Raw genomic sequence first — 12,171 nt, 5'->3', positions numbered from 1 at the left:
GCTCTATCTTTTTTATTAGGAGGCAGATATTTTATGTATAAAGCGGTAATATTTGATATGGATGGTGTATTGATTAAATCCGAAGAATTTTATTTTGAACGTAGAATGGAATTTTTTAAAAAAATAGGAGTAAAGCCTGACTCTACTGATATAAAAGATTACATAGGTGCATCGAATAAAGAAGTTTGGCAACACTTGGTAGCAGATGAAAAAAAACGCACGAACATTAAAAAACATATTTAAAATACCAAAAAGTCACGTGATTGATTATTTAGACTATGTGGATAAGGATGTATATAAGGTGATTTCTTTTTTACAAAGTAATAAAATCAAAATGATTTTGGCATCGGCTGGAGAAAGAATCGAAATTGAACGAATGCTGATTGAATGTCATTTGAAAAAATATTTTGACATAGTTCTTAGTGGAGAAGAGGTTGCCAATAATAAACCAGCTCCAGATATTTATTTAAAAGCTGTTGACGAGAGTGGGGTAGATAAAGAGAAATGTGTAGTGATTGAGGATAGCCCTATTGGGATTGAAGCAGCTAAAAAAGCAGGTTTGTTAGTATGGGCTATTAAAACAAATATTGACCAAACTGGAGCGGATAAAATTCTGAGTAATATGCGTGAAATTATAATGAATATGAACTTGCTGACGTAAGAGGATAAGTTTTTAGCAAAATTTTGTAAAAATATACTTCACTTTTTATTAAAAGAAGGGACTTTTGTTGTCGCCAATTCCAATATTTAATGATAAAGTTTTACATGAGTGCTATCACGATTGTGTGCCAGTCGAGGTACATTAATAGAAAAATGAATTTATGCACAATTAAGTAATTCAAAGGAGGCAGCTCATGGCAGCCACATTAAAAGATATTGCGGATAAAGTTGGCGTATCGTTAGCGACCGTATCACGCGTGCTGAATAAAGATGCGTCTCTTTCAGTTGGCGATGAAACTAGACAAAAAATCCTAAAAACCGCCGAAGCCCTACACTATTCCAAAAGTAAACGACATAATAATTTAACAACTAGAAAACGCTTGGCAATTGTTCAATGGTACTCAGAAACTGAAGAACAAGATGACTTGTATTATATGTCGATTCGAATGGGAATTGAACAACGTGGACAAGACAATCAATTCGAAGTGACACGAATTTTTCAGAATAATTTACAAGAATTAGGTCCAAATGTTGATGCAGTAATAGCAGTAGGAAAATTTAGTAAACCGCAAGTTGAAGAAATTGCAGCCGTTACTGATAATTTAGTTTTTGTGGACGATGATCAATTCGAAGCTGGCTTTGACAGTGTGATAACTGATTTTCAATTAGCCACCGAAAAAGTAGTCGATTATTTCTGGCAACAGGGGATTGAAGATATTGGGATTATCCATGGGTTAGAAATGACGACAGATCACCAATTAACTGTTACAGATCGTCGAATGTTAGGATTTAAGGCCGCGATGACAAAGCGTAACGCCTTTAAACCGGAATTTGTATTCGAGGGTGATTATACTAGCGAATCTGGTTCTAAAATGATGCAAAAGGCAATTGATGTGCTTGGAGATCAGTTACCTAAAGCGTTTTTTGTGGCCAATGATCCCATGGCAGCTGGGGCATTGAAAGCACTTCAGACGAATGGCATTAAAGTACCAGACAGAGTTAAGTTATTCAGTTTTAACAATACTTCATTAGCTACTTTTGTTTATCCTGAATTAAGTGCAGTCAACGTTGATACGGAGTTGATGGGTGCCACAGCAGTCAATTTAGTAATGAGTCGTTTGGCCGGTCGCACCACCACGCAACGTGTGGAACTGGGTACAAGGTTGGTAGAACGAGCTAGTACGAAATAGAATAGAAGTGAATGACTCATAGTGGTCGGATTAAATTATCCAACCACTATGAGTCTTTTTATTTTAACTAAAATATTTACTCAATCCCATCCAAATTTGGTATACTAAAAATGAAAACGGTTTAATTAATACGGAGGTGTCATAATATTGGAAACTAAAAAAGAAGTATTTGATCAAATAGATGGTCAGGATGTCATACGTTATACATTGGTTAATGACCAACAAACTAGAATTTCAGTTTTGAGCTATGGAGGAACATGGCAAGAATTCGTAGTTAATGAGGATGGGGTGGAACGCTCATTAATTTGGGGACTTGACAGCATGGCTGATTATCAACGCGTAGGCTATTGCCTTTGTCAATCAATTGGGCGAGTTGCTGGACGAATCGGCGGAGCTAAATTTAAGATTGATGATCAAGAATACCAAGTTGAGATGAACGAACAAACTCATTCATTGCACGGTGGTGACCACGGTTTTAATACCTTAAATTTCGATGGTAAATTTAGTGAAGATGATGATCAAGTTAGCGTGATTTTATCGAAACATATTAAGGCGAGTGATGATAATTACCCTGGAAACCTTGATGTAGAAATTAAATTTACCCTAGACAATCAAAATCAAGTTTCGATTTCATTTATGGGTGATACGGACGCTGCGACGCTCTTTAACCCAACGAATCATGTTTATTGGAATACAACGGATGATCGAACAAGTTTGGCTAAACAATGGTTGCAAATTAGCAGTACAGCTCACCTTGAATTCGATGAAGAAAAAGTTCCCACTGGCAAGAAGCTTTCGGTTAAAGCAACCGCCTATGATTTTAATCAAGAACAACCTATTGAGGACGCCTTGAAACAGTTAAACGCTGAAAATGGTGGGATTGAATTTGATGATGCTTACGAAGTTAATCCGAGTGAAACTACTCCTATTGCAATGGTAGGTGATACTGATGGTAAACGTCGAGTAAAGCTTTATTCAGATCGCAACGGACTAGTTGTATTCACGGCGAACCCATTTGATCCCGACCAAGAAGCAGCTCATGAGTACAATGCTTTAGCTACTGAGGCACAAACATTACCTGATGCAATCAATCATTCTGATTTTGGTGATATTGTTTTACGTCCAGGTAAGCCAGTTACAAATACTATTCGTTATCAATATGAACGTTTAAACTAAATCTAAATTAAGCGTAAGGTGTAAAAACCGAGCGCTTTTTTAATGGTTAAATAATTTAAAAAGTAGGTAGTAAAACTACATCGAGTGGCCTAAAACACCAAAATTAAAATCGAAAAAAGATTGGAATAGTTGGCTATGGGCAACGATAAATTGGTCTGAGAAGCGGACTAGGTCGTTTAAATACTAATTTACTAAAATAATTAAGCAAATTTTACTAAAAAACATTGACATCCTCTCTGAAAACGATTACATTTAGTGCATAGATAATTAAAGGAGATGTGGTATAGATTATGGATGCAGAAGTTAAACAAAGCAAAAGTCGTAAAATCACTTCGCGACTAGCTTACTCATTTGGTGCATTTGGTCATGATGCGTTTTATGCAACATTATCGACCTATTTTATTATGTTCGTGACTTCCCATTTATTTGATAAGAGTAGTGGGGCTCAAGGAACTAAAATGATCGCGTACATTACGATGATCATTGCAGCGTTACGTTTCGTAGAACTTGCAATTGATCCACTAATTGGTAACGCGATTGATAATACCAATTCACGCTGGGGTCATTTCAAGCCTTGGATTGTTACTGGTGGAACGATTGGTTCAGTTGTTTTAGCACTTTTATTTACCAGTTTAGGTGGTTTAAATACATCTAACCCAATTTTATACTTAATTGTTTTTGCTATTTTATATATTACAATGGATATTTTCTATTCATTTAAAGATGTTGGGTTCTGGTCAATGATTCCTGCGATTTCATTTGATTCAGCAGAACGTGAAAAAACAGCTACCTATGCTCGGGTTGGTTCTAATATTGGACAAAATATCGTTGGTGTAGTCGTTATGCCAATCGTTTTGATGTTTTCAACCAAGGCGAACAGCGGACAAGGTGATAATCGTGGTTGGATGGCCTTCGGGATTATCATCGCTGCGGTTGCTTTGATTTCAGCTTTAGCTGTAGCAATGGGAACTAAAGAAAATGATTCTGAATTACGTAAAAATACTGAAAAAACAACTTTCAAACAAGTTTTCAAAGTATTGGCTCGTAACGACCAATTAATGTGGTTATCTTTAACTTACGGAATTTATACGGCCGGTATGGCAATTACTAACTCACTTGAACTTTACTACTTCACTTACATTTTAGGTGATGCTTCGAAATTTACGTTACTTGGTTCATTAAACGCCATCATTGGGGTGTTCGCCGTATTGGCCTTCCCACCATTGGCAAAGAAGTTTAGCCGTCGTAAAGTATTCTTCTTAGCTATTTCAGTCATGATCATTGCTTTGATTATGTTTGCACTTGCCGGACAATCATTACCAATGATCTTAACTTCTGCCGTACTATTCTACATTCCACAACCACTTATCTTCTTAGTTGTTTTGATGGTTTTAAGTGATTCTGTTGAATATGGACAATTGAAATTTGGTCACCGTGACGAATCATTAACTCTATCTGTTCGTCCTTTACTTGATAAATTAGGTGGAGCTATTTCAAACGGTGTAGTTGGTTTAACTGCCGTTTGGGCTGGCATGACCGCTGGAGCAACTGCTGGGGACGTAACTTCCCACGGACAAGCTATTTTCAAGTTGATGATGTTTGGTGTTCCAGCAGCTATGATTTTAATTGGAGCCTTCATCTTCTTCAAGAAGGTTAAATTGGACGAAAAAATGCATGCTGAAATCGTTGACGAGCTGGAAAAAACTTGGTCAACACATTTGGAAACAGATGAAACACCTGCAGAAATTGAAAAAGAAGACGGAATTACAACTCTTTACCGTAATCCGGTTTCAGGAAAATTAATCAGTTTAGACACCGTTGCAGATGAGACATTTGCGAGTGGAAGTATGGGTAAAGGATTTGCAATTAAACCTACCGATGGTCAAGTTTTAGCTCCATTTGATGGTGAAGTTGTAGCAACTTTCCCAACTCGCCATGCGATTGGACTTCGTTCTGACACAGGCGTCTTAACCTTGATTCATATCGGAATTGGTACCGTTGAAATGCGTGGTACGGGATTTGTTCAATATGTTGAAAAAGGCGATCACGTTAAACAAGGACGAGAATTAATTGAATTCTGGCAGCCTGCAATTAAAAAAGCAGGCCTTGATGATACTGTAATGGTAGTCATTACCAACAAGGATATGCCTGAATTTGATTATCTCAAAGAGCTGGGTGAAGACGTTAAGGATAGCGAAGATGTATTGAAGTTATCCAATACCGGATTATCTAATTAAAGTTGGATTTTAAAAGGACAATCAATGATTTATTCATTGATTGTTCTTTTTTTGCATATTAAAAGCCGATGTTGGAGAATTTAAATCTTTCCAGCATCGGCTTTATCTTAGAAATGAATATTAAAACTGAAATCTAAATCTTGGTTAGCAGGGATGTGGTATTTTGCTTCAACATCTGCTCCCCAACTATCGATTCCACCGACACCGCGAACCGCCCCGTAGATCGAAAGCACGGTTCGTCTTGGTAATGGTAGTTCTTCAAGATGAGTGGCTTGTTCAAGCTCTGCAGCAGTATATGGTAAACAACTGAAAGCAAACGGCTGATCTGCCTGGCTGAAAGTAAGGCTAAAAGGTTGCTTGCTTTGATCGGCGTTATTTTGAGTAGTCGAACGAGTTACCGTTAGTTGACTGGTTTGCATGTGCATGCCACATTCTTGAGGAACAAGATAGGGAGTCACTGGTAATCCGTCAACGTGGAATTGACCTTGAGTTGCCCCTGCTAGACGATCGGGATAAGTTTCCCCAGAAAGTCCTTGGTAGTCAAAACCGGTAGCGGTCGTGGGCATAATGAAACGTAGTCCAAATGCTGGTAGCTCAGGTAAACCTTCACGTCCTGCAAAATGGGTCATGATCTTAATATTACCATCACTAGCAACCGTATAGGTAATGCTTACCGAAGTGCTTGGCACCGTCGGAGTAACGAAATGGTAGGTTAACGCCACTTGATTTGCCATTTCATGGTTGGTATAGCGATTATTAAGGGGAGCAATAGGAAGCGGTTGAACGAGTTGCCCATCCACTGTTAAGTCAATCTTTTGGCAAGTTGTGAATCGATCGGCTGCGTACCATTGTGCAGCTTTAACATCAAAACCATTTCCATGATCATTATCAGTAGTTGCTCGCCAAAATAGCGGAGTTGGTGTGCGGTAGAGCCACTCTTTTTGGTTAACCACTAAAGATTCAAGCCCGCCTCGTTCGTAACTAAAAAGGTAGTGAAAGTTAGGACCTTCTAATCCTAAACTGGCATCGCCATATATGACGTGTAATTGATTATTTGTGTAATCCATAATAGTATTTCACCTCCTGCATTGCTGGTTTAGGGGTTCGATCAGCAAATAGTAATCCATCACCAGAAAACTCATAGTCGGAATGGCGTTCATCGAAATCACCACCGTATCGTAGGACGTCTTGCTGGGTGATTGGATCATGAACTAACAGAGCTTGATCAATGAAGTCCCAAATGAAGCCACCTTGATACATTGGGTATTTATCAATTAAATCATTATACGATTGCATGCCCCCTAAAGAGTTTCCCATATCATGCATATATTCACAGTTTAAGAAAGGTTTATCGGGATTATTTTCTAGATAGCTAGCGATGTTAGCTGGAGTTTCGTACATACGGCTTTCTACATCAGAAATACGATCGCGTAATTCTGGAGTACGAACGACACCTTCATAATGAACCAGTCGAGATGCGTCATGTTCTTTATAGAAAGTTTGCATAGCCGCAATATCTTCACCAGCAAAGGATTCGTTGCCTAATGACCAGAAAATGATGGATGGGTGGTTTTTGAACCATTCATAGTTGGAACGAGCCCGATCAACGACTGCTGCTAACCAATGAGGATTATCCCCAGGAACGTTATAGGAAGGTTCAACAGCCCCCATTTTTTGCCATGAACCATGAGATTCTAGGTTATTTTCAGCCATAACGTAAAGACCGGCTTGATCGCATAGTTCGTACCACGGTAGTTGATCAGGATAATGGCAAGTTCGAACAGCGTTGATATTATTATCAAGCATTGTCTGAATATCGTTCTGCATATCTTGCATGGTGATGACACGCCCACTATGTGCATTCCACTCGTGGCGATTAACCCCGTTGAGAATCAAACGTTGGTTATTAACGTAAATGACTTTATCCTCACGTAATTCCACTCGCCGAAAACCAAATTGATAAGGAACGACTTCCAAGAGCTGATGCTGATTGTTGTAGACTTTAATCAACAACTGATACAAGGTGGGGTTTGTTGGTGACCATAGTTTCAAATTATCAAACGGCATGGAATCAAACAGGACCTTACCCGTTCCGCTTTGGGTCTGACTGGCCACTACCTGTTTATTTTGATCCGTAACGGTTAGTTCTAAGATAGCATCAGTACCAGAAACGTCAGCAGTAACTGCCAAGGTACCGCGCTCAAAATCATCTTTTACCTCCGGTTTGATGTCTAAATCCACAACATGGGCGGCCGGAAGAGCGAGGAGATTAACATCACGAAAAATACCAGAAAAGCGGTACATATCTTGATCTTCAATAAAGGCTGCCGTACTTCTTTTATAAACCTGTACAGCTAAAAGATTATCTTGGTCTTGAAGATAAGGGGTTAAATCAAATTCTGAAGGAGTGAAGCTATCTTCAGCATAACCAATAAAATGGCCATTCAACCAAACGTATAATGCTTCTTCAACTCCTTGAAATTGAATGATAACTCGCTGATTTTTAAATGAATCATCAAGGTCAAAGTGTTTTAAATAAGAGCCGACACTGTTATCAGCAGCATCGCTAAATAATCCAACTTCTAATTGGTCTTGATTAAGTGTGTAAGGGGGACGACGATAAATTTTTCCTTCCCAAGGGTAGAGAGTGTTGATATATTGAATTTGACTGTAGCCTGCTAATTCGATATGCCCTGGTACTTGGATCGTATCAAAATCAGCACTATCAAAATCAGGTGAATAAAAATGGAGCGGACGTTCAGACGGGGTGGACGCAAAGTGAAAACGCCAAGGACCGTTGAGACTTTTAATAAAGCTGCTACCTGTACGGATTTCGTCTAAATCACGATAGTAATGGTGGTCGCTATGGGCAGGTAGTTGATTGACTCGAAAAACTTCAGGATCATCAAGCCACTGAAGATTTGCTTGCATAATAAAACTCCTTTCGTAACCAAAATATAAAACGCTTACAATGAAATAATAGAACATAACCCTAAATTTGTATACGTTGTTTTAGTTAAAATTTAACCAAAATTAATGTTTTTGGAGGATTTAGTAAGCTGTAAGCAACCCTAAATCTATAACACTAGTGTTTTTTAATGAAGCGCTACCATTTTTGTTGTAAATGGATTAAAGAGGTATTGACAAGTGATGGTAAAAGCTATATATTCAAGTTAATAAAATTTTAGTAAAATTATGGAGGAGACACATCATGAACGCAAACGACTTAAAAAAAGAATTTTCCGAAATTTTCGACACCAATCCTGAAAGGGTTTTCTTTTCACCTGGACGAATCAATTTAATTGGTGAACACACAGATTACAATGGTGGTCACGTATTCCCATGTGCAATTACAATCGGAACTTACGGAGTTTATGCTCCTCGTACCGATAATACGGTAAGAATGTACTCAGCTAATATTCCAGATGCTGGAGTTGTTAGTTTTGATGTCAATGCTTTGGATTACGATAAGGCTGCAGATTGGACTAATTATCCTAAAGGAATGATGAATGAATTAGTCAAAACAGGAGTTAAGTTTGACCATGGCTTCGATCTCTACGTTCACGGAAATATGCCAGATGGTGCGGGCTTATCTTCTTCAGCTTCAATTGAATTATTAACCGGAGCAGTTTTAAACGCGGCCTTTGATTTAGGCGTTAGTCAATTAGATCTAGTTAAGATTGGCCAGAAGTGTGAAAACAACTATGTCGGTGTTAACTCTGGTATCATGGACCAATTCGCGGTCGGAATGGGTAAGAAAGATCAAGCAATCTTGCTGGATACTAACACACTTGATTATTCTTATGCTCCGGTTAAATTAGGCAATCACGTCATTGTAATTATGAATACTAATAAACGTCGTGAACTCGCAGATTCTAAATATAATGAACGTCGTTCTGAATGTGAAGAAGCATTGCGTCGTTTACAAACTAAGTTAGACATCAAGACTTTAGGTGATTTAACTAATGATGAATTTGATGAAGCAGCTTACTTAATTAATGATGAAACTTTAATTAAACGCGCACGTCACGCTGTTTTTGAAAATCAAAGAACCATCAAGGCAACTAAGGCTTTGGCAGATGACGACTTAACAACTTTTGGTGAATTAGTTACTGCTTCACACGTTTCATTACACTTTGATTATGAAGTAACGGGTAAGGAATTAGACACTTTAGCTGAAACAGCTTGGAAACAACCTGGTGTATTAGGTGCTCGAATGACTGGTGCTGGTTTTGGTGGTTGTGGAATCGCAATTGTTGAAAAAGACCAAGTTGAAGCTTTCAAGGAAAATGTTGGTAAAGTTTATCGCGATACAATTGGTTATGATGCTGATTTCTATATTGCTGAAATTGCTGATGGACCTAAAGAACTTTAATATTAGTGAAAATTTTTAAATAGTAATACGCATTGAGAGATTGAGGAGGAATTAGAATGGCGGTCTTAGTTTTAGGTGGTGCCGGTTATATCGGCTCCCATGCAGTTGATCGATTAATTACGAAAGGTTACGATGTAGCGGTTGTTGATAACTTGGTTACTGGACACCGCGCAGCCGTAAACCAGCAAGCTCGTTTTTACGAAGGTGATGTACGAGATGCTGAATTTATGGATTCAGTCTTCACCAAAGAAAACGTAGAAGGGGTAATTCATTTTGCTGCGTTTTCCGTGGTCCCTGAATCAATGAAAAATCCTTTGAAGTATTTTGATAATAATACTGCTGGGATGGTTAAACTTCTTGAAGTAATGGCTAAACATGATGTGAAACGGATTGTATTTTCATCTACAGCGGCTACTTATGGCGAACCAGAACGGGTGCCAATTCAAGAATCTGATCCACAAGTTCCAACTAATCCATATGGTGAAAGTAAGTTAGCAATGGAAAAAATCATGCATTGGTCAGATGTGGCTGATGGCATTAAGTTTGTGGCTTTGCGCTACTTTAACGTTGCTGGTGCCAAACCAGATGGCAGTATTGGGGAAGATCATCAACCAGAAACACACTTAGTACCTATTATCTTACAAGTGGCTGCTGGTGAACGGGATCAGTTGCAAATTTTTGGGGATGACTATCCTACTGCTGATGGTACTAATGTACGCGATTACGTCCACGTCGTTGATTTGGCTGATGCTCATATTTTAGCTCTAGAATATCTCAAACAAGGTCATGATAGTAACGCATTCAATCTCGGATCTTCAACAGGCTTCTCCAATCGTCAAATGTTAGAAGCTGCTCGGGAAGTGACAGGAAAGGAAATTCCAGCTGTTATGGCACCAAGACGAGCTGGCGACCCTAGTACTTTAATCGCAGCGAGTGATAAAGCACGTGAAATTTTAGGTTGGCAACCTCAATATGATGATGTTAAGGAAATTATCAAAACTGCTTGGAATTGGAAAGTCAACCATCCAGCTGGATACGATGACCGAGGAGGACAAGCCTAATGAGTAGCTTAGAACAATTTGTCCAAGTTGTAATCGATTCGCCATCACCATACACCAATTTAGACCGAATTTATGTGCATAATCGGATTTTAGGTTTAGTGGGTGAAGATCAACCGGTTGAAGCTACCGATGAGCAAGTGACTAGCTTAGTAGATGCCTTAGTTAAAACTGCGGTTCAAAACGGTAAAATTGAAGATGCTCAATCAGACCGAAGCATTTTGGCAGATCAATTAATGGATTTAGTTACGCCATTACCTTCTATTTTAAATCAACGTTTTTGGGATAAGTATCAAGTTAGCCCTAAAGCAGCGACGGATTATTTCTTTAATTTAAGTAAAACTAATGACTATATTAAAACACGGGCCATTGCTAAGAATGTATCTTTTCCAGCGGAAACTGATTTTGGTGAACTTGAAATTACCATTAATCTTTCTAAACCAGAAAAAGATCCTAAAGCAATTGCAGCTGCTCGTAATCAACCTCAGGATGGTTATCCATTATGCCAATTATGCATGCAAAATGAAGGTTATTTAGGACGTTTGGGTTACCCATCACGTAGCAACCATCGAATTATTCGGATGACCTTGGGTGGTGAAACTTGGGGCTTCCAATATTCACCATACGCATATTTCAATGAACATTCTATTTTCTTAGACCAAATTCACCGCCCTATGGTGATTAATCGTCAGACGTTTACCAATTTACTTGAAATTGTTAAACAGTTACCGCACTACTTTGTAGGGAGTAACGCCGACTTACCCATTGTAGGAGGTTCGATGTTATCACACGAACATTACCAAGGCGGACGTCATGTATTTCCAATGATGAAGGCTCCCATTGCTAGAACGATTGATTTAGGAGTAGCAGGTGTGGAAGCTGGAATTGTGAAATGGCCAATGTCAACAATTCGGTTAGTTGGTAGTGATGTGGTGGCATTGACGGATGCTGCTGTTAAAATTCATGATGCGTGGATGAACTATTCTGATGAAAGTGTTGATGTAAGAGCGTTCACGGACGGAACACGTCATCATACGACGACGCCGATTGCGTACAAGGATGGAGAAAACTATGTTTTGGATGTAGTACTCCGAGATAATCAAACCTCAGCCGAATTTCCAGATGGTATTTTCCATCCCCATCAAGATGTTCAACACATCAAAAAAGAAAACATTGGTTTGATTGAAGTAATGGGAAGAGCGATTTTACCAGCTCGGTTAAAGACAGAATTGGTAGAAGTAGAAAAGTACCTATTGGGTCAAACTAACCAAATGGCAGAAATGCATCAAGCTTGGGCGGATCAATTGAAGGCAACGAATTCAATTACCGCAGAAAATGTTACTGCCGTGGTAAATGCTGCGGTTGGAAATGTTTTTGCGCGAGTTTTAGCTGATGCAGGAGTCTTTAAATGGGATGACGCTGGTGAAGCCGCATTTGCGCGCTTTATCTCAGCCATTAATTAGTAAGATTTTAAG

General features: G+C 38.8%; 10 protein-coding genes. 8 read left to right on the top strand and 2 right to left on the bottom strand.

Going from position 1 to position 12,171, the window contains the following annotated elements:
* Nucleotides 1–33 precede the first annotated feature (33 nt).
* The 5 genes from HFC68_RS09365 to HFC68_RS07665 all read left to right on the top strand — a co-directional run bounded on the left by HFC68_RS09365 (nt 34) and on the right by HFC68_RS07665 (nt 5,263).
* Nucleotides 34–243 (top strand): HAD hydrolase-like protein, encoded by a 210-nt coding sequence (locus tag HFC68_RS09365; RefSeq protein WP_256677786.1) that lies wholly within the window; start codon nt 34–36, stop codon nt 241–243.
* Nucleotides 206–661, top strand: coding sequence for an HAD family phosphatase (locus HFC68_RS07680; protein ID WP_233418264.1), 456 nt, complete (start codon nt 206–208; stop codon nt 659–661). The genes HFC68_RS09365 and HFC68_RS07680 overlap by 38 nt, the downstream gene beginning before the upstream one ends.
* Nucleotides 662–854: 193 nt before the next feature.
* Entirely contained in the window at nt 855–1,850 is a 996-nt protein-coding gene (locus HFC68_RS07675) for a LacI family DNA-binding transcriptional regulator (protein WP_011672919.1), read from the top strand.
* A gap of 147 nt (nt 1,851–1,997) precedes the next feature.
* Complete coding sequence (locus tag HFC68_RS07670; RefSeq protein ID WP_011672920.1) at nt 1,998–3,026, top strand: aldose epimerase family protein; 1,029 nt, start codon at nt 1,998–2,000, stop codon at nt 3,024–3,026.
* Between the two features lie 290 nt (nt 3,027–3,316).
* Nucleotides 3,317–5,263, top strand: coding sequence for a PTS sugar transporter subunit IIA (locus HFC68_RS07665; RefSeq protein ID WP_167399761.1), 1,947 nt, complete (start codon nt 3,317–3,319; stop codon nt 5,261–5,263).
* 107 nt (nt 5,264–5,370) lie between these two features.
* Here HFC68_RS07665 and HFC68_RS07660 read toward each other — a convergent pair whose 3' ends face one another.
* Complete coding sequence (locus tag HFC68_RS07660) at nt 5,371–6,330, bottom strand: beta-galactosidase small subunit (protein WP_011672922.1); 960 nt, start codon at nt 6,328–6,330, stop codon at nt 5,371–5,373.
* Nucleotides 6,314–8,194, bottom strand: a complete 1,881-nt coding sequence (locus HFC68_RS07655) for a glycoside hydrolase family 2 TIM barrel-domain containing protein (RefSeq protein WP_011672923.1) — start codon at nt 8,192–8,194, stop codon at nt 6,314–6,316. The genes HFC68_RS07660 and HFC68_RS07655 overlap by 17 nt, the downstream gene beginning before the upstream one ends.
* Before the next feature lie 280 nt (nt 8,195–8,474).
* On the opposite strand from HFC68_RS07655, the gene HFC68_RS07650 reads away from it, so the two are divergent.
* Genes HFC68_RS07650 through HFC68_RS07640 form a run of 3 tightly spaced genes read left to right on the top strand, consistent with a single transcriptional unit; the run spans nt 8,475 to nt 12,159 of the window.
* Nucleotides 8,475–9,638, top strand: coding sequence for a galactokinase (locus tag HFC68_RS07650; RefSeq protein WP_011672924.1), 1,164 nt, complete (start codon nt 8,475–8,477; stop codon nt 9,636–9,638).
* Between the two features lie 56 nt (nt 9,639–9,694).
* Nucleotides 9,695–10,699 carry a UDP-glucose 4-epimerase GalE gene (galE, locus tag HFC68_RS07645; protein WP_011672925.1) on the top strand — a complete coding sequence of 335 codons (1,005 nt, stop codon included), beginning with the start codon at nt 9,695–9,697 and terminating at the stop codon, nt 10,697–10,699.
* On the top strand, nt 10,699–12,159 hold the full coding sequence (locus HFC68_RS07640; RefSeq protein ID WP_011672926.1) for a UDP-glucose--hexose-1-phosphate uridylyltransferase: 1,461 nt from the start codon (nt 10,699–10,701) through the stop codon (nt 12,157–12,159). The genes galE and HFC68_RS07640 overlap by 1 nt, the downstream gene beginning before the upstream one ends.
* The last annotated feature ends 12 nt before the right edge of the window (nt 12,160–12,171 follow it).

This window comes from Pediococcus sp. EKM201D, assembly GCF_011800215.1.
Classification (GTDB): domain Bacteria; phylum Bacillota; class Bacilli; order Lactobacillales; family Lactobacillaceae; genus Pediococcus; species Pediococcus pentosaceus.
Note: the sequence above shows the minus strand (reverse complement) of the source record. Positions and strands in the feature narration are given on the sequence as shown.